9 protein-coding genes are annotated in these 20,220 nt (G+C 46.8%); 6 read left to right on the plus strand and 3 right to left on the minus strand.

Annotated features, from left to right (window positions below; genetic code table 11):
- Positions 1-98: 98 nt before the first annotated feature.
- On the plus strand, positions 99-1,265 hold the full coding sequence (locus tag F8C67_RS07610; protein ID WP_151667238.1) for a hypothetical protein: 1,167 nt from the start codon (positions 99-101) through the stop codon (positions 1,263-1,265).
- A gap of 3 nt (positions 1,266-1,268) precedes the next feature.
- Here F8C67_RS07610 and F8C67_RS07615 read toward each other — a convergent pair whose 3' ends face one another.
- The 3 genes from F8C67_RS07615 to F8C67_RS07625 are packed head-to-tail and all read right to left on the minus strand — an operon-like array spanning position 1,269 to position 4,239.
- The gene (locus tag F8C67_RS07615; RefSeq protein WP_223277533.1) at positions 1,269-2,735 is read right to left on the minus strand and encodes a glycosyltransferase family 2 protein; all 1,467 of its coding nucleotides are present in this window, start codon (positions 2,733-2,735) and stop codon (positions 1,269-1,271) included.
- On the minus strand, positions 2,722-3,837 hold the full coding sequence (locus tag F8C67_RS07620) for a hypothetical protein (RefSeq protein WP_151667239.1): 1,116 nt from the start codon (positions 3,835-3,837) through the stop codon (positions 2,722-2,724). Before F8C67_RS07620 ends, F8C67_RS07615 begins: the two co-directional genes overlap by 14 nt.
- A 33-nt stretch (positions 3,838-3,870) precedes the next feature.
- On the minus strand, positions 3,871-4,239 hold the full coding sequence (locus F8C67_RS07625; RefSeq protein WP_151667240.1) for a response regulator transcription factor: 369 nt from the start codon (positions 4,237-4,239) through the stop codon (positions 3,871-3,873).
- A 255-nt stretch (positions 4,240-4,494) separates the two neighbouring features.
- On the opposite strand from F8C67_RS07625, the gene F8C67_RS07630 reads away from it, so the two are divergent.
- The 5 genes from F8C67_RS07630 (at position 4,495) to F8C67_RS07650 (ending at position 20,219) form a co-directional block, all read left to right on the plus strand.
- A complete protein-coding gene (locus tag F8C67_RS07630; RefSeq protein ID WP_151667241.1) occupies positions 4,495-6,795 on the plus strand; it encodes a hypothetical protein in 2,301 nt (766 codons plus the stop codon).
- Between the two features lie 112 nt (positions 6,796-6,907).
- On the plus strand, positions 6,908-8,194 hold the full coding sequence (locus F8C67_RS07635; protein WP_151667242.1) for a hypothetical protein: 1,287 nt from the start codon (positions 6,908-6,910) through the stop codon (positions 8,192-8,194).
- Positions 8,191-8,940, plus strand: a complete 750-nt coding sequence (locus tag F8C67_RS07640) for a hypothetical protein (protein WP_151667243.1) — start codon at positions 8,191-8,193, stop codon at positions 8,938-8,940. Before F8C67_RS07635 ends, F8C67_RS07640 begins: the two co-directional genes overlap by 4 nt.
- 25 nt (positions 8,941-8,965) lie before the next feature.
- Positions 8,966-10,669 carry an autotransporter outer membrane beta-barrel domain-containing protein gene (locus F8C67_RS07645; protein ID WP_151667244.1) on the plus strand — a complete coding sequence of 568 codons (1,704 nt, stop codon included), beginning with the start codon at positions 8,966-8,968 and terminating at the stop codon, positions 10,667-10,669.
- Between the two features lie 187 nt (positions 10,670-10,856).
- Complete coding sequence (locus F8C67_RS07650) at positions 10,857-20,219, plus strand: beta strand repeat-containing protein (protein ID WP_170266399.1); 9,363 nt, start codon at positions 10,857-10,859, stop codon at positions 20,217-20,219.
- Position 20,220 lies beyond the last annotated feature (1 nt).

A 20,220-nucleotide genomic window follows, 5' to 3' on the forward strand; every position in this document is an offset into this window, starting at 1 on the left:
CGGTCTCATTGTGTTGTATTCCGTTTCCGACATTCTATTCTGACTGTTTGAGGATAAAGCGCTCCAGTTAACTAACTTGCAGATATCATCTACGAGGTATGGCTGGAACTGGATCTTCAAACCGCACGAAATATCACATCCGAAAAGGTGTACTATTCGCCATTTTACTTCTACCACTTTGGAGCTATTTGTATTGGTTGGCCTCTCCCAACACCACGCTCAAAGTGGTCATGCTCGATAAAACAGCTCAGGATTTTAGCAACATAGAACACCGTGCCTTCACGTGGGTATTAAACCACGAACGGTACACGAAGCCTGACGGCTCACAATACTCTAAAAGACTCGATTATCTTGGCTACTTCCCTAAGCCGACAAATCTATTGGATTCTAAGGACTTACACGGCTTCTCTCAAGCTCAGATAGACAGCATTTCAGACTATGTAGACGTAGGCTATTTCATCGATACCTATGGGTCTTATTATCAAGACTGGCGCGACCGAATGAGAGACATACCTCGCACAGGCTTGATATACGGTGGGTTTGAGGGCGAAGATGCTTCTTTAATGGAGTCGCTCATGGACAAGAAGAAACTTGTGCTTGCAGAGTTTAGCATCTTCGGATCACCCACCCCTAAGCCTGTTAGAGAAAGAACAGAAAACTTGCTAGGCGTGTATTTTTCGGGCTGGGTAGGGCGCTATTGGCAACAACTTGACACGATTGTGAGTGACGAGGTGCCTCGTTGGATACCTAGACTGTACCAAGAACAATATGGTGTTGAATACGACTTTAGTGGTCCAGGCATTGGCTTTTTTCATGAATCAGGTCGCCTGCTATTGCTTTCAGAAGACGAGTTGAACCACATCGTTCCGATAATGGAAACGAATCCCGACGTGGCCGAAAAGTATGGCCTCGACGAATACCTGAGGTATCCATTCTGGTTTGAAATATGCACCATGAACTCGTCGGTAGAGTCCATCGCCCACTTCAGAATACATCCTAATGAAAGAGGAAAGGAGTTGATGGATAGTCTCGATTTACCCGTGACCTTCCCTGCGGTTTTAGTGCATCCAGATTGGAAAACCATATACATGGCTGGAGACTTCACCGACAACCCTGTGGGTATTACGAGTAGCGTATTTGCTGGCGTTCAGCACGTCAAGCCATTTATGTACGACAATCAAAATCCAGAAGATCGAAAGAAGTTCTTCTGGGAATGGTATCGACCATTCATCACCGGAATTCTAGCCGAAAACTTTCAGGAATAGGGGCTAGCTTTTCTTTGCATCTGGATTCGCAGGTTGTTGGAACCCGACGCGCTTCATTGCTCCCCACTGTTTCTTTCCTTCGAAGAAATAATCCCAATTTCCTCGTACAGCCGACCACATCACAAAAGGATGGAAGACAAAAGGCTCAATGAAGGCCATCAAGATGAGCTTGCGGAAATCCTTGTTGCGCTTGTACCTGAAGAAAGTAAGGTCTTCCATGAAAAGCGTGTACATCGATATGGTGATGGAGAATAAGTAAACCATGGCTGACAGCAGCACGAAGAACTCAATGTTAATCATCCCCAAAATCACATAAATGAAAAGGAACACAATGCCTATAAACTCAACAACCGGCGCAAACCACTCGAAGAAAACCCAATACGGGAAACTCAGCAAGCCAATTTTACCATAACTCGGGTTGAGAAACAGCTTTTTATGGAGAAGCACCGTTTCAATGGTGCCTCGAGTCCATCGATTGCGTTGGCGATGAAGCACCTTCCAACTTTCCGGAACTTCTGTCCAACACAGTGGATCCGGAATAAACTCAACCTTGTACTTGATACCATGTTCGCGAGCATACCGGCGCATCCGTACGACTAACTCCATGTCCTCCCCTACTGTGGCGGCGTAATATCCTCCAGATTTCATCACTAGCTCGCGATCAAATACGCCAAGAGCTCCCGAAATAAGTAGAAGGCCATCTAGATACCCCCAGGCCATTCTTCCTAAAAGAAAAGCACGGAGGTACTCCAAGGTCTGAAAGCGACCAATCATCGTTTTGGGAAGGCGAACCTCTTTGATGGAGCCCCCTTCGACCACACAGTTGTTCGCTATTCGAATGACTCCACCCGTGGCGATAATTCGCGTATCCGTTTCCTCCAAGAAAGGCTTCATCAACTTTTGGAGACAATCCCGTTCGAGGATACAATCCACATCGATGTTCATCACGTAGGGAGACTGGGCAACATTCAACCCGGCATTCAGGGCATCTGCCTTACCACCGTTCTCCTTGTCCACAACCAGTAACTTCTTGAATGCGGGATTCTTAGACCGGTATACCTGACGTATTCGTTTACACTCTAGGCTTCCCGTAGGCTGAAAAGGAATGGGTTCGAGATCGTAGTTGTCGATACACTGTTGTAGTGTTGAATCTTTACTTCCATCATTGACCACAACAACTTGAAATCTAGGGTATTTCAAGGATAAAAGTGATCGAATATTCTCTACAATTGTGGCTTCTTCATTGTAGGCTGGGGCAAGGACAGAAACGGGAGGCGCAACGGAGCTTTTTAAGAGTAAGTCGTATTTGGCGTACTTATTCCGCTGAATGTAAATGCGCGCTTGGAGATTGGAAAATACTGCCAGGAAGGTATAGGACAACATGACCAAGATGGTGAAGACGAAGATTCCTCCATATAGAATGAAGAAAACCCAGTCGGCGAAATTCAAATCAGTATCAAGCTGCTCCATACAAGACTTGGTCAATTATAACGTGTCGGTCTTCCGGCACCGTAGCTTTCAATTCAACCATATACCCCTCACCCGCCGTGGCCTCGAGTGCTTTTGCGGCTGCAAGGCTCACATCGAAATCGCCAAAAACAAGTTGTGAAATGAGAAAACTTCTGTGCTTTCCTTCGATATCCAAATCGGCAATTGCCTCAATAATTTCAATCTGAACTGATTTAGATTCCACTTCAAAACGGTGCAGAAGGTTGGAAATCATCTGGGAATCTCCAAGTTCGCTGACTGCTTGAACACACAGTCGACGAATCTCGGTATTCTTATGTCCTATGAGATCTGGCACGTTGAGGATAATTTCAAACCAGCTCATCTTTATGGCTATTCTCAGGGTTAGCTCTGTGAGTGATTCATTCGGCGACCCCATCCAGTCGAGAATATTTGGCTTAACTGGGTCGCCAAGTTTCGCGCATTGCTCCATCAACCTCAATTGCTGCCACTTGGAAATGGGGCTAGTCAATTCGCCTATAGATGAAAGTGCGCGCCGGCCACCTAGAACTATGGCCGCAAACTGAGCTTCGTCACGAACTAGTCGCTTGTCGTGATCGATATATTGAACCACTTCAAAAAGGTACCGGCGAATTCTAAATTCAGAGAGCGCGCTCAATGCTTTTACCTTTTGATGCCAGGGTCCATTCTTGAGTAATTCGAGCGTCATTCTTGGAAGATCTAGGTCTTTATAAATCTTCTCAATTCTCTCGGCACTTTCCCCTTCTAGTTGTTGATGTAACTCAATAAGATAATCTGAAACTTTCGCATAGCTGTGAAAGTCGTACATGCTCACATTGAGCTCATTGCGCAAGTAAGCCAGCTGGGCATTCCATTCCTTGTCTCCTTCCTCCACCTCATAAATGAGCGCCAAAATAATAGGCTCAATTTCAGCGAGTAGGGCTTTGGCTTTTCTATCCGCTTTCGACTTCCTCTTTCTGAGTCTCAAAACGATGAAAAACAAAACCGCACTGAGGACCAGGAGGCCGAAGGAAAACGTAAAAACGATTTGAAAACGAACGTCCTTTGCTGCGAACTGATTCCACAATTCCGAAAAGGTGTTCATGCGCCGGGGGTTAGGTTAGTGCCCCGAAAGATATTAAGATTTCAATAGCTTCTTAACTCGAAGGACCAACTCTTTCGGATTGAAAGGTTTCGTCATAAAATCATCTGCACCAAGATCAAAGGCATCCACCACGGTGTCCTCCGTCTTCAGCCCTGTAAGCAACAAGACTTTCATGGAGGCGTCTTTCTCCTTGACAATTTTAAGAAGCTCAATACCGCTGAGCCCAGGCATCATTACATCACTGATAATCAAGTCGTAAGTCTGTTCGCCTTGCAACTTCTCAATAGCCTCTTCTCCGCTTGTAGCGGTTACAACTACTAGGCCTTCTTTCTGCAATTTAAATTCGACTGCCTTGAGCAAAATTGGCTCATCGTCTACCAGTAAAATCTTGGCCGAACTCATTCCGTGATTTCTCTTTTGGTCGTGGTCAAAAACGAAGGTACTGCTTTGACAGAAAACCCCCTCATTTTGGCCAATCTTTACTTCACACCCCTATGGGGTGTATCCTCACAGCCCAAATCAATGCCAACCATAGGGGGTATAGTGTCATTCATCGAGAAAAGGCTACCATTCATCGAAAACGCCCATGAACATTGGGTTTCAGCGAGGTTTTAGAGCGAAATTTGTCTCCAGAGAGACCTGAAATTAATTCACGCTATGAGACTTAAGAATTTTTACCTCGCGCTAACGATGCTCACGACCGCTTTCGCTTTCGGTCAGAACAACGACATCGTGGTAACTATCCAAAACCAAAACCAGGATAGCACCAATTTCACATTTGACATTTATGCTAGCACCACTTCTGGTACAACTTACCTAGGTGATGCCGACATCGTAATGTCTACCGCAGCAGCTAAGTGGAGCTCACTTGCCGTTGCTCATTCGAATGTTGATCCTAAGATTGGAAACTTCTCGTCTTCAATTATTAGTGGCGACATCGTCATTAACATCGGTGGCAATCTTAGCGCTACAGGTGTTTCAGACTTTCCGGACCTCACCACCACTCCAAAGAGAATTGCTTCAATTACACTTACCGATGTAAGCGACTTCTCAGCTACCGCTGATTTGGCGTTTGTAACATCTGGTAGCCCAAAGACTTTGATTTACGAAGTATACCAGTCTGGTAGCCGTCTTCGTCAACGTAAAATCAACGCACCAACTCTTCAAGCTCCAGCCGCTGGTGTTGCACCAGCTTCTGCTGTAACCAACTTTGTGGCTGACCTTTCTACGGTTGGTCAGGCTGGTTTGACTTGGGACGCAGCAACCGACAGTGTATTGATTATCGCACGTGAAGGTTCTGCAGTTGCAACTGGCCCAATCAACACCGTTGGTTTCAACGCAAACAATGCATTTGGTGACGGAGACCAAATCAATGTGACTTCGAGCCGCGAGTATGTAGTAGGTAAGTATGACGGATCTGCAACATCAGCTACAATTACTGGTCTCGCATCAGGAACAACCTACCACTTCGCTATCTATAAGTTCTCTGGCGGAAACGGTAGAACAGAAGCTTACAGCGCTGCTGCTACAGCTACAGGTGTTGGACTTAACGCCGAGCCTACTATCGCAGCTTCTGGCATCGACTTCAATAACATTACTCCAACTGCATTCGACATCTCTTGGACTCAAGGTGATGGTGACAGCGTACTCGTTGTACTACGTGTAGTTGACTCTGCACAAGTTCTTCCAACAGACGGACAAGGATATACAGCTAGCACAGACTTCTCTAATCCTTCTGACAGCACAGGTAACGGAAACTACGTTCTCGTGTACGCAGCAAACACTGGTTCACTTTCAGTAAGCGGTCTAACTGCCGGACTAGAGTACGCGGTTGAGATCTACGAATTCAACGGATCAGGTTCTTCTGCAAACTACTTAACTAGCAGCTTTGCTTCTGCTACTCAGTACAGCCAATTCGGCGAGCCTTCTACAGCCTTCGCTGGTGTAACTGTAAATGCAGTTACAGCTAACGGAATCCAAGTGACTTGGACTGACCCTTCAGAGGCGGACAACCAATGGATTGTTGTAGCTCGCTTGAGCACAGATGCAGCAACTGCTCCTGGAGCGGGTGACGACTACGCGGCTGACACAGCGTTCGGTTCTGGTGAAGCTATCGGTAACGGATTCGTAGTCTACAATGGCGACGGATCTGAAGGTTCTGTAACTATTGGCAACCTCGACCAGAATGAAACTTACGCGTTCGACGTTTACGCATACACAGGTTCTACAGCTTCAGACAGCGCAGTACTTAACTACTCTGACGCGGTTGACGGAAACGGTTCTGCCGTGACTTGGATGGAAGCTTCGGTAATCGTTCTTCTTGAAGGTCCATATGACGGAACGGATATGGGATCTGTAAACATCACAGTACCATCAAGCCAGCCATACAACCAAGCACCTTGGAACTACGCTGGAACAGAGACAAACGGTTCACTTCCTGCGAACGTAGTTGACTGGGTTCTTCTAGAGCTTCGCACATCTGCTAGCGGTTCTGAGAACGCTTCAACAGTTGCCTTCACTCAAGCAGCACTTCTTCTTGACGACGGTACTATCGTAGCGGCTGACGGTTCTTCAACTCCAATCTTCGAATTGAGCTCAGAAGACGACTACTACATCGCAGTACGCCACCGTAATCACTTGGCGGTTAGCTCAGACACTGTTCTTAGCGACGGTGGTAAGAGCGCCTTCACGTACAACTTCAGCACTGCTGGAGCTAACGGAACAGAGGGTATGTACGACTACAACGGCGATGGTTCACTTTACGTGATGTACGCTGGATGGGTTGACCCAACTACCGATGCAACAATTAACGCTGGTGACTACAGCGCGGTTTACACAGATCGCAACAACACTAGCGCTACTTACGACTTCACTGATGCTAACATGGACGGTCTAGTTGATTCTGCCGACCGAGCAGCAGTGTTCAACAACAGAGATTACGCGGAGCAACTTCCGTAAGTGAAATATGAACCAGGGTCTCGGGACAACCAACCTGAGACCCCGGTTTTTCTTCGAGAGACCTAAGACCTACAACCTGTACTACCCACTAATTGAAAAGTTAATAGCGATAATGAAATTTCGTCTATACATACTTCTTCTCCTTACTTCCCTCGCCGGCTGGGCTCAGTCGACGGACAGGGTAGACGTGGGTGTGCAGAATTATCAAGAGCATCCAAGCGGGTCTGTTTCTTTTGACCTTACGCTCGAATGTACTCTAGGAGACACTGTGTTCATCGGATTCTCTGATATCGTGTTCAGTGCGGATTGGACTCAGTTCGCAAATCCTACGTACACAGTAACTTCACTTGGAAACGCAACGAGCCGTTCTGGCAACACGAACCTTTCTACAGGTTGGATTCGCCGCGGTATCCAAAACAACGAAGATGTTCTGATCTACACTTTAGATCCGAAGTTCATCGAGTATCAGTATCAGTTCAACGACAACGTAATCGCGTTGAAGAAGAACGTAGTTGTGCCTTTGGTTCACATTGAAATCGCAGGATACACCGGTGTAGCTGATCCAACACTAGCTTTTGTGGAAACTGGTGAGTCGAATGAGAACATCACAAACATGTACGGTTTCTCAACACGCACACCGAAGTTCGAAACTGAAGCCGTAGACCTACGATTCAGCGATTTCCCTTCATTGGGGTCACCACGTTTGGATCTTACCATCATGTTGGAAGGCCCATATAATTCTTCAACAGGTGAAATGAGCACCGACTTGAATAGCCAGGGCTTACTTCCACTGAACAACCCATACTCTGGAGCGCCTTGGAACTACACTGGCGGAGATAGTGTAACCTCTATCCCTAACGCTGATGTAGTGGACTGGGTACTCGTAGAAATTCGTGAATCAAATGCAGCAAACAATGCGAACTCTTCTTCTGTGATTGGAACGCGTGCAGCATTTGTTTTGAAAGATGGAAGCGTCGTTGATATGGACGGATCTTCTTATCTTGAATTCGACAACGTAGAGTTTGACCCAAGTAAGCGTCAATTTGCGGTAGTTTACCACAGAAACCACTTGGCCATCATGTGTGCAGACTCCCTCGATTATGTAGACACCAATCCTTCTGAACCAAGATGGGAGTGTGACATGACCGATGGCCTACATGAAATCTTCGGTGGAAACAATGGTGCGAAGCTTAGTGGAGGGACTGTAGCTATGATGATGGCTGGTGATGGTTCAAGTGATGGAAATATCCAGAACACAGATAAATTAACGACTTGGTTGCCTTTCAACGGAACTAGTGGTTACCTTTATGCTGACTTCAATTTGAATGGCCAAGTTCAAAATGATGACTCTGAATTACTTTGGTACGACAACAACGGTAAATCATCGCAAGTACCATGAGACCTGTAAACATTAAAATACTAGCGATAATCTTCGCAATAGGCATAGGTTTAAATCTGAATGCCCAAGAACAACTTGATTTTCAAATTTCAAGTTCAACAGTGACGTCGGGATCCCCAGACACTTTAGAAGTAACTGTTCAAATACGAGCTTCTGTAGGCTCATCTTGCCTTCGTACATCACAACTTTATTTCAATTACAACTCTGATGCGTTCGGCACAAACGTAATTGACAATGAGAAAATCAGAATTGAGAAAGGGTCACTCATCGAAGATGTATCGTTCATGAGTAATCCTATTGAAATATACTCTATAGACACTGCCGATAATACTACGTCAAGATTAGCGGTCACCATTACATCAACTCAACAATCAACGAATTGTGGAGATGACCTCTTTTTTAGTGGTTCTGGAGTGAATGCTCACGCCACAGTAACCTCTACTTGGTCAGATTTGATTATCCTACATATCCCAATTTCTAACGCAGCGGAATTACCGAAAATCGATTGGCAGTCTAGTTTAAGTAGTGGCCAGCAATTCTTTCAAACTACTTCTGCGAGTCCCGAGCAAAGTTCATTACCTGACTCTTTTTTCTTGGATGCTAAAGTATACCCTCTTCAAGACTACGACATCATCTGGAACGGATCATCTTGGACTGGTGGATCGGGTGGTAGCGGAGAGCCAAACTCTGCCGATGCGGCACTTAACCTTCTTGTTGAAACTGGAACCCTCCCCTATTTCGGGTAATGCCTCAGTCCAAAACTTGATTATTTTGAACGAAGGCGTTCTTGATCTCGGTGGTAATACACTTACGATTACTGGTGATATCATTGGCTCGGTGAGTGGCTTCTTACGTAATGGAACTGTTCAATTCGCCGGAAGTTCCGCTCAAACCATTACCGGAACAACGAGTTGGGATGATATTCAAATTAACAACGCCAATGGCGTTACGATTGAAAACGATACACAAAGCGTTTACGGTGTAGTAACTCTGACCGACGGAGCGCTTTCAACTAATGATGCACTTAAACTGAGAGCAACCGACACGAGCTATGCTCAAATCGAGCCAGGTAGTGGTTCCCTTTCTGGCAATGTGACGTACGAGATGTATATATCTCAAGCGGGATGGCATAACATTGCATCACCTATCGCGAGTATGACCCTCGCCGATTTGGAAGACGATATCATCATCAACTATGATGGAAATGCCGCTGGTGTTTCAGCTTACTATTGGAATGCTGGTAGCGGAGATTTCGTTGCAGCTACCGCCAACACAGACAATTTTACTGGTGGATGGAATGTGTTTATCAACAACAACTTCATTGCGTCAGGAAAAGGTGTTAACAATGACGGTAACCTTCCAGTAATTCTTGATCTTACAGGGGTTCCCAACGATGGTTCTCAAAACATAACTCTAGATTACGCTGCTATTCCTGCGTGGAGCGGATTCTCTACATCTCAAGGCGGAGCTGCTACAGATACGGCTGGATGGAATTTGATAGCCAATCCATATCCTTCAAACCTAGATTGGAACCAAGTCAACAAAGACATTCCAGGCACTATTAATGGATACTATTACATATGGGACCCAGGAGCGGGAAGTTATGTTTACCACAATGGTTCAACAGGGTCAGGAGGAAGAACAGCTACTATTGCTCCAATGCAGGCAGTTTGGGTCAAACTTGATGAGTCTGATGCTACATCCTCAACAGCCTTCGATTTTGCAAACGCTGATCGTACGGTAAGCAATCCTGCTGCGCATCTTAAAATATTTGAGCAAATTGAATTGGGTCTGTCCGAAGCCTCGGAGCTTTCTGATGTGACTTATGCTGTTCGTGATCAAGGCGGCTACTCTTTGGACTATGACTCCAGAGGAGATGCGATTAAGCAGTTGAACCCAGGAAAGGCCAACATTTATTTCTTCACTAATGACAGCCTGCCTGTTGCAATTAACACAATCGACCAAAGCTACAGCGGAGACTCCCTTATGATTGGAGTTCAAGGTGAGAACGGCGTTGTATATGAAGTTGATTTGCGTCAAAACAGCTTCCCTCAGGACTTTAAAGTAGAGTTGTTCGATAGAAAGACAGGAACGATTACTGACCTGAAATCATCGAGCTATACATTCACGAATGACACCGCATTCTCTGAACACCGCTTCAACCTTTACGCCGTTTCTAAGACCGTTGGTATCGAAGAGCCGGGAGATGGTGGTGCTGGAGGTCAAACCGCATTTGGTGTGGTTACCCGTGGTGAATCGATAATCGTAGATCTTTCTTCCTCTCAATTGCCGCCTGAAGTCGACATTGATGTCGTAGATATTTCAGGCAGAATTATTTACGAAAAATCAGGTATTGATTCCAATGGCGAATTCGAATTTAGTTTCGACACCGGACTTAATCAGGCTTACATCTACGTCGTTAGAGTAAAGAACCCTGAGACTGGTGAGATGTGGACTGAGAAGATTTTCTACTAGCCGCAACCTACCGGCATAGGTCTAACTTTCTCATTCTCTGCGAACTATAGCGGACTCGCTCAAGGTATAGAGAGTTTTGACCAAGCCGTATTCAATCATAAGGACGACCATTCGTCTGGCATTTGCCGTTGTTGCTTTGCTCCCATTGAGTGCGGAAGCGCAATTCGCCAATGGATATGAATACCGAATGCCCATCACAATCGACGAGTCCGTCGTCCCAGATGGCTCGGCGCTGTCAGACTTCACATTTCTCCTGGACGTAACATCCACGAACCTTACCGCAGCCAGCGGAAAGGTGACGAATGCATCTGGTTTTGACATTCTAATCACCGACGAAAGTGGGTCAGCTCTCGATTTTGAATTGATTTCATACACCTCGGGAACAGGTCAATACCAGGCGTGGGTTGAGATACCTACATTCGAGGATGCGGTCAACACCACCCTCTACATCTACTACGGAAACAGCTCTGTATCAGCTGATCAATCGTCTTCTGGAACTTGGTCGAACGGTTATGTGATTGTAGACCACATGGAAGCCAGTGGTGCCGCAAACGCAGTGGGTAACGGTATCAGCCCGTCCTCCGATAATACCTCAAGCGCCACGGGTCAAATAGGTGGTGCGCGCAGTTTCGACGGTGCCGGAGACATCGTCGTGTATCCGGACAACAATGCATTAGACCTCACCAACGACTTTACCATTACTGCGTGGGTCAATTCCACCAATGGGGCAAGCCAGCCAGATCTTATCACTAAGGGTGGATACCAAAGTGCATACTCGACCTGGATCAATTCGGATGATCTAGTCCTGCACACAGATGCCGATGACCTGCAATCTGCTACGAATAGTTTCGCTGGTAGTACATGGGAGTACTGTGCGTTTGTGTGGAATTCAGCTTCAGGGCGATTTATTTACCTAGACGGAACTCAAATAGCCACCGACGGCACAACGACAAACGCCACAACGACCACAAGCACCCTCACGTTTTCCACACTCGACTACGACTATGCGGGTCTCCTTGATGAAGTGCGAATTATTGATGCTGTTCGATCTGCAGAATGGATTCAAACCGAGTACAACAACCAAAATAACCCAACCAATTTCGCCAGCCTCGGTACTGAAGAGTGCGGAGGACTAACTTATTATACCTACCAAAGCGGAAACTTTACCACCGCAAATGTGTGGACTACTGACCCTTCCGGAACAACATTGCAAAATGCGGCGGTTCCTGACGAGTGTGACAATGTGGTAATCCTTTCTGGCCGCACAGTGACAAGTACAGCGAATAATATCGAAGTGGTCTCCCTAACCATCAATGGGGGTGCCACCTTCGATATCGGCACATCAACAGGTCATGATCTCGGGAACGTCTCCGGCACAGGCACCTTGATTTCACGAACGACTTCATTCCCTTCCGGTGACTTCACGTCGTTCGGTTCTGCTTCAGGTGGTACGCTCCAGCTCATTGACGCAGGCACCGGCAACTTCCCCATTGGAAGTGGAACTTGGAATGAAGTAGACCTCATTTCAACAAATGCCACCGTCGATATTATTTCACTGGCGTCCGACGTAACCATCCTCGGCGACCTGGATATCAGCCAAACCTCTGGTTCTGTAGAATTCAGGTTCGGAAACAACACAACTGATAGAACCTTGGTGGTTGAAGGTGATGTAAACGTAGGTTCTGGAACCAGCATGACCGTAGGAAGCTTTGATGCCTTCCACGAATTCGAACTTCAGGGAAGTCTAACCGCCGATGGGGACATTGACTTCTCGAATAGCGCTCAATACAGCACGGCTAGTTCTGGTGCAGTCAACCTGACGTTCACTGGCTTGTCAGATGAGGTCCTCACTGGCTCAGGGTCACAATTGGACTTGTATCGATTAATCGTTTACAAAGGAACCGACATAACCTATGAGGTAGCCGTTGACCATTCCGCGTTGGCAATGTATGGCCCAACAAATCAAGCCAATGGTTCTACGAGCTCACCTTTTTCTGTAGAAAATCCAGAAATCAACAAAGCTATTTGGGTTCGAGCAGGAACTCTTAGGCTTCAATCTGGTGTTTCTATTCCCGCGCTCACTGAAGGTGGAAACGACTATTTCATCCCTCTCGCTGGTCAACTTTGGATTGACGGCGCCGATGTCGCCAGCACATCACTAACCGGCAGCTCGGGTAATACAGGTCTTACGGTAATTGGAACGTTTAAGATTTCCGGTGGAACCTGGAGTGGTAATAAAAGTGCTGGTATTGTATATCGTGGGACAAGCACCGTGATTATCGAAGGAGGAGTAGTAAACATAAGTCAGTACAGACCCTCAGGAACGGTCATTGGTTCAGCAAATACAAGCTCTTATACACAGTCAGGTGGAGTATTCATTTGTAGAGGCGAAAATGGACAAGCCGGTGAGGTTGGAGTTGGTAATGGAATTTTTGATCTGAACTTCAGCACATCTGGCTACAATCAATCGGGCGGCACCATTGAAATTAGAGACGTAGCTTCTTCCGGCACAGGTGGAGGTGTTCTCATTGGGGTCGACGCAGCAAACGCTAGTGCAACTGGAGGTAGAATTGTTGTGAATCTACCTGGTGGGACAAGCGGATACGTGAGCTCCACAGTTCCGCTTACATCGCTCTACACAGAAAGAGAGTCTGGAACAGGCGATGCTACCGTATTCGTGGACGGCAATACCATAATTACAGATTCTCTTGTTGTCGGAACAAACAGTGTTTTTGATGGTCAAGCCAATGATATTACCATTCGCGGTAACGTAGAAGTAATCGGAACCCTAACCCCTGGAACAGGCACGTGGAAAGCCGACGATACAGGGTCCAGAACTTGGACCTTGGGTGGAACTATCAATGATTTCCAAAATCTCGATGTTGAGCTTACCGGTTCTGATTCACTTGTAATTTCAGGCCCTTCTGACATTACTGTGAGCAACGAATTGTCGGTGACTTCGGGTATTCTCAATAATGGAACTACGCGTATTGATGTAAACGGCTCTTTTAACAACAGCGGCATTGTACGTGGATCTGAAGCCGTACGCTTTAATTCGGGTACATCGTTCACTTGGGGAGGATCTGGATCCGGCATCGTCAAGCAAATTGAAATTGGTGGAACAACTAGCTCTTCATCAACCGTTACGCTATCATCAAATCAAATAGTAAGTGAATCATTAACCTTTATCACTGGTGACATAAACACCAGTAGAACGGTTGATCTCGCTTCCTTTAACCTCAGCCTTCCCAATAGCAGCGCCATCGTAGGTGCGGGTACAAACGGCACCGGCTACAGCGGTTTTTCCACAGGGGAGCTAGCCTCTAATGGCGGTTTGTCTATTGACGTCAACGCAACTTCTACAACGTTCCCAATGGTGGCGAACGCTGCATACGCGCCGGCTACACTCACATTAAGTAGCGCGCCGAGCTCTTATGGAACGGTAACTGTTATTCCGGTTGACGCTGAACACCCAAATGTGACGCAAACCAGCCAGAGTCTGACGTACTATTTCAAGGTGACCTCAGGAATAGCTCTTGGCTCCAGCACGGGTACTTGGGAGTTCACATACAACCAATCCGATGTTGTAGGAACCGAAGGAGACTATGCCACTGGAAAGTTCACGGGGCTTTCTTGGTTGAAAGATGGAACCGGGTCAATCAATACGTCAAACAATACCATCGACTTCGGAGGAAGTACTTACAACTCTGACATTGCTGGCGATTACACGGCCGGGAACACCAACTCTGCGGATCCATTTGGCGCCGTAGATATTTACTACTCCCGTCAAAACGGTGCCTGGAGCGCAACATCTTCTTGGTCTTTAACTGGACACAATGTGGATAACCAACCTTCGCAACAGCCACAGTCGAACTCCATTGTAGTAATTGGAGACAACGACAGTATTTGGACGACGGCTAATAACGAAGAGTCAGGTTCCCTTACTATTGAAGAAGGTTCCTCACTGGACATTCAAGCCAACACAGGGCATGATTTCGGAATTGTTACCGGTACGGGATCTTTACGCATAAGGCAAGTCAATCTCCCAAGTGGCGACCTATCAGGTTTCCTTGGAGCATCCGGCGGTACTGTTGTAATTTATGTGAGTGGGTCTGACCAAACCTTTACCGGCCACAATATCTCTTGTAGGAGGATGAAATGGGTGCTTCAGACAGGACACCGCGTTACCCTAAGGGATGCAACATTTGACGTACTAGAAGACCTAACTTGCATCAGTCTAGGAAACAATACAGAGGACTACCGCATAGAGCAAGTTCAACTCGACGTTGGAGGAAATATCAATGTCATTAGTGGCGATTTTAGATTCAGAAACTCCCGCGGAGTTACGAATATGACCGTTGGCGAGGACTTCTATGTTGGATCCAACGCTCGAATTCAAATCAACCAAAACACGGATAGAGTCCATACCCTAGAAATTGGAGACTCGCTGGTTATTGACGGTGGTTTTGATACCTACCTAAATGCCAGTAGGTATGTTGACATGACCTTCAACGGCACTGGAGTCTCGGCAATTACGGGTTCTGGCACAACTCAAATTCTGAATATTCAAGTTGACAAAGGTTCGGATACCACGTCACAATTGTGGTTCTCACATACAGGAACATTTAATATCGAAGCATCTAGCTGGTTGGCCTTATCCAATGGACTCTTCGTTTACGATAGAAACGATACACGTACAGTAAGTTCAGCCACAAGCACGTTTACCATTCCTGCAACAGCTGGTATTCGAATGGCCGCATCAGGTGGCACCTTAAACATTATTGATGCCGATGATGACGCTGCCGATTTAATACTATCCGGATATATCGGCTGCTCCGACGGAACACTGAATATTGGTTCGAATGCGGATGATGCAGGTAACGACATATCGTTCACCACAAGCGGAAACCCAGTACTAGACGTCAACGGTGGAACCTTCAACGTGAATGGTCAGGTTCGTCGCGATTTAGCAACATCCCTTGGCGCTGTCCAAGTTTCAGTAACCGATGGAGGAACACTGACAATCCGAGGCAAAAATGCCTCCGACACCAGAGGGAAGCTCGAAATATTAAATTCTGGCTCACTTACAATGGATGCTTCCTCGGAAATTGTATTTGAAAGAGGTGGCGCGGGTTCGACAATTGCCGACCTGTATATCGAGTCTGGTTTGACCACATTGAGTGGAGGTACGATTACCTTTAATACGGCTTCAGGCGTTTCGACCGCCGAAGAGACTTTTACCATAAACTCGGCTGATGCTTTATATAATCTGCAAGCAACAGGTTCGGCCGGCGATATTGCTACCCTACAACTAAAATCAAGAGGATTAACCCTGTCAGGAGACCTTACAACAAGTAATGCAAACTCTGCATTCGACGCGAATGAATTCGACGTGTCTATGGCCGGAAACTTAACGCTTAACGGTAGTGGAGATTGGACAGGCTCAACGCTTACGGTCACCTCATCAACAGATTTCACGGGCGATGCCACCACCACAAACGCCTTCGAGAACGTCGTTATCTCTGGATCTGCTTCATTGAATTTCCTATCAGGCAGCGATGCAACAGCCTCTGGCACGCTCAACATCAACTCCCTTGGTTCTATTGATTTAGGAACGAGCTTCTTCCAAGTAGAAGGAAACGCTACTGTCAACGGCGACGTAACCTCAGATGCCGCCTCAGCATCCAATGGTCTTGTCCTCGCAGGCTCCTCTGCTCAAAACCTTTTTGGTTCTGGAACCATTGACAATTTGATTATCAACAACGCAGCTGGAGTAAATACGCTAAGCGACATCAGCGTCAATCGCCAGCTTGAACTCACTTCTGGCGTGCTGTTCCTAGCGGCAAATGCGCTTACGCTGAGTGAGGATGTGGCTATGACAGGATCCTTCTCTGCATCCAACATGATCGCTACCAACGGGGTGCTTACCGACGAAGGCGTGTACTACTCTATTTCGGCAGGCGCAAAGTCATTCCTACTTCCAATCGGCTCTAACGGCAAGTACACCCCGGCTTCCTACGATTTTACAAGCCTCAGTGCATCTGGCCAACTTCAGGTCGTTCCGGTAGACATCTTGCACCCATCAACCACGGATACGGCGGAAACTCAGCTCGACTACTATTGGTTTGTTCAGACCAGTGGCTTGGGGAGCTACACGGTTTCACATCAGTATCAATATGACAATTTAGATGTGAATGGAATCGAGTCATCGTGGGTTGCAGGCTATTTCGATTTGGTGAACTGGACGCCTTCAGGTGGAATTGCAAACGCCATTGACCCTACGAATGACAGCATTACAATCTGGAGTGTAGATTATCTCGACGGAGAATTCACAGCAGGTGAAGCCGACGAGTTTGGAGAAGCACCTATCTTCTATTCCAGAACTGGAAGCGGTGTTTACGATTGGGATGATCCAAACAGTTGGTCGAACGATTCCCACCTCGGCGTAGCCGCAGCCACGGCTCCAACCGGTGCTGCAAAAATTGTGATTGCCTCAGGCGATTCTATTACGACAAACGGCGACCTCAGAATTTGCCAAAGTGTGCAAAACAACGGTGTACTTAACGTCGGCACAACCATTGGCCACAACTTTGGAAGATTCAACGGATCGGGCAAGCTAATACTCGATGTTGCACCGTCCAACGTGTATATTTCCCCAGCGGGAATCTTCGTTGGCTTTGCATCTGACACGGGAGGAACTTGGGTGTACACCGGCAGCGTGAATGCAGATATCCTCAACGGTCTCAATTCATACAAGAATCTTCAGTTTGAAGGAACCTCTACAAAAGACCTCGGTTCACAAAACCTTACCATTTATGGTGACTTGAATATCTATGGAGGTAATGTAACCAACACCTCAAATATCGACTTAGAGATTCGAGGAAATTGGACAAACACTTCTGGTGCTGCCGCTTATACATCAGGAAGTGAAACCATCACGTTCACCGGAACAGCTACTAGCGAGGTTTCGGGAAGCACGAGCTTCAACAATGTTGTTGTCAACAAGACAAGTGGTGCTGATTCGCTCGAAATCACCAATGGAACGACCACCATTTCAGGCAGCTTTAGCCAAACCAGCGGTGCACTTTCTTTAAATGGAGGCAATATTGATCTTGGTGGGAACATCACCAACGGTACCTGGTATGGAACAGATGTATCAAGCGTTACTATTAGCGGAACCGGCTCGATTTCCTCCCCTGTTACTTTTGGTATGGGAGGTCAAAGTTTGAATAATTTCACCATCACAAGGGCTCAAGCCATCAGCCTAAATTCAGACTTAGACGTAGCGGGAACGCTCACATTGGGAACGGAAGACTTGAGCTTGACCAGTAGCACACTTACCATTAACAATGCGATTGCGGGCACACCGACATCCCTACAAACGACCAACGCTACTACTTTGGAAGTTCACGGAACTGGCTCTGGAATTCAAATTCCAACTTCTGTTTCCGCATTGAAAATTCTTGAACTTGACAACCCGAATGGCCTTTCTCTATCTTCTGCCTTGAATGTTAATGATTCTATTCGTGCATTGAACGGCGCGCTTAACGCGGCAGGTAATGATTTATCTATTGGCGCTAACGGCTGGGTTGTTCGTGGAGATGGTTCCTACACCGAATCCGTAAACTATGCTGGAAACGGAAATATCCTTTGGATTAACTCTACCTCGATTACCTCAGGTGGGGAAGTTCCGACTTCTAGAAACACGGTTCAAACGGCGAGCGTCAACGGCTCTGCTTCTGTAGCTCTGGGCTCGGATCTTGTTGTAAACTCGTCGCTCGTTCTCAATCAAAACCTCAGCCTAGGGTCGGATTCACTTTCGCTCTACGGAACCATTACTGGAAGTGGAGAACTAGCATCGTCTGGAAGCGGCAGTCTTGCTCTGCACGGTTCGGGAGCGATTTCGTTACCAGCCTTCACAACTGGACAACAAAGTCTCGCGTCTTTGGTCGTTCAAAGAACCGGCACCCACACGCTGCAATCCAATCTAGAAGTAATTGCGGATCTAGATTTGCTCCGCGGACACATAGAAGTGGATGCAAACAACTTGTCTTTGGGCAGTGCAATAGCGATTTCGAACGCATCTAACGCATCTTTCTTGTCAACGGGCTCCACTGGTTCCGTAGTGATTCAAACGCCTTCTACTGGCGCGTATACAGCGCCGTTGGGTGACCTCACTACGGATTTGGAGTACTCTCCAATTGAAATTCGACTCACGGGAGGAAATCTAGTGAGCACTTCAACCCTTGCCACACAATGTGTGGACGCTATCGCCACCGAATGCCCAGGAGCTACAGACTATCTCACCAGATATTGGAACGTGGTTTCAACGGATGTGACAGATGCAGAAGGCTCAGTGCGCATGTGGTACACGGATGATGATATTGTAGGGACAGAGGCCAACATTCTCGGAAAGCGTTTCGATGGAACGAACTGTGTAAACGGCGACTCTGCCATTCTCGACAGTAACATCGTTTCTGTTTTCATTGATGGTTTTGGGGAATTTAGTGGCCGAGAAATTGATATCGCTACAGAACCAACAACCGCCGCAACAAGTTTCAGCGTCACCAACGTCTCTACACTCAACTTCGATGTAGATTGGACAAATGGCGACGGTCAAGAAAGACTTGTGATTGCTCGAGAAGGTGCACCTGTATCATTCGAGCCAGAAGACAATGTGTTCTACACTTTCAATACTGAATTTGGAGCCTCCACGCCGCTTAACGGAACCGAATATGCAGTGTACAAAGGAAGCGGAGCTGACTTTACGGTTACAGGTCTTTCACCGAACCGCACCTATTACTTTGAAATCTTTGAGTTCAACAAGCTAGACACCTTGTCTGAAAACTATCTGGTTTCTTCGAGTCTCACCGGGGATCAAAACACGGCTATCGAAATGGACTTGACCGTCTTTCTCGAAGGCCCCCTTGATTCTGTTTCTGGAGAAATGTCTACTACCCTCCAAAGCTCGGCACTGATTCCAACTTCTCAACCTTTTGGCTCATTCTATGCTGGCTCTGAATCCGTTGGTAGTGTTCCTGCCGATGTCACCGATTGGGTCTACGTACAAATTTTTGATGCCGAAAGCCCATCTGATGCCATTGCCATCAACTCGGTTCACGAAGGCGCTTACTTCTTGAAAAAAACAGGAGGGGTTGTCGGATTGGATGGCACCAGCAGTCCAGAAATTCTGCCAACCGAGAGCGGTCATTTACGCGTGCTCATTCGCACTAGAAATCACCTCAACCTCATTTCGGCCGATACATTGAGTCCATCTTCAAACATACACACTCTTGACACACGCATTAATGGGGGCGTTAGTACATCGCCAACCAATGTGATAGCCGGATGGCATACCATTCCAGCGGGAGTAATTGAAAACACTACACCAAATAGCATAGATATGGCCGACGCTGTGGAGGTTTGGATGCAACGCAATGCATTAAACGTCTACCAAATAGGCGATGTGACGATGGATGGAGAAGTGAATGCAGACGACCGTTCGAAGGTGTTTGAGAACATTGGGAAGGACTTCTCAGTACCCGAGTAGA

It is taken from the genome of Phaeocystidibacter luteus (genome assembly GCF_008933115.1).
Lineage (GTDB): Bacteria > Bacteroidota > Bacteroidia > Flavobacteriales > Schleiferiaceae > Phaeocystidibacter > Phaeocystidibacter luteus.

What these genes read in the sequence shown, in the direction of transcription:
- F8C67_RS07610 (WP_151667238.1), top strand. Translation starts at nt 99, where the DNA reads ATGGCTGGAACTGGATCTTCAAACCGCACGAAATATCACATCCGAAAA.
- F8C67_RS07615 (WP_223277533.1), bottom strand. Translation starts at nt 2,735, where the DNA reads ATGGAGCAGCTTGATACTGATTTGAATTTCGCCGACTGGGTTTTCTTC.
- F8C67_RS07620 (WP_151667239.1), bottom strand. Translation starts at nt 3,837, where the DNA reads ATGAACACCTTTTCGGAATTGTGGAATCAGTTCGCAGCAAAGGACGTT.
- F8C67_RS07625 (WP_151667240.1), bottom strand. Translation starts at nt 4,239, where the DNA reads ATGAGTTCGGCCAAGATTTTACTGGTAGACGATGAGCCAATTTTGCTC.
- F8C67_RS07630 (WP_151667241.1), top strand. Translation starts at nt 4,495, where the DNA reads ATGAGACTTAAGAATTTTTACCTCGCGCTAACGATGCTCACGACCGCT.
- F8C67_RS07635 (WP_151667242.1), top strand. Translation starts at nt 6,908, where the DNA reads ATGAAATTTCGTCTATACATACTTCTTCTCCTTACTTCCCTCGCCGGC.
- F8C67_RS07640 (WP_151667243.1), top strand. Translation starts at nt 8,191, where the DNA reads ATGAGACCTGTAAACATTAAAATACTAGCGATAATCTTCGCAATAGGC.
- F8C67_RS07650 (WP_170266399.1), top strand. Translation starts at nt 10,857, where the DNA reads ATGCCCATCACAATCGACGAGTCCGTCGTCCCAGATGGCTCGGCGCTG.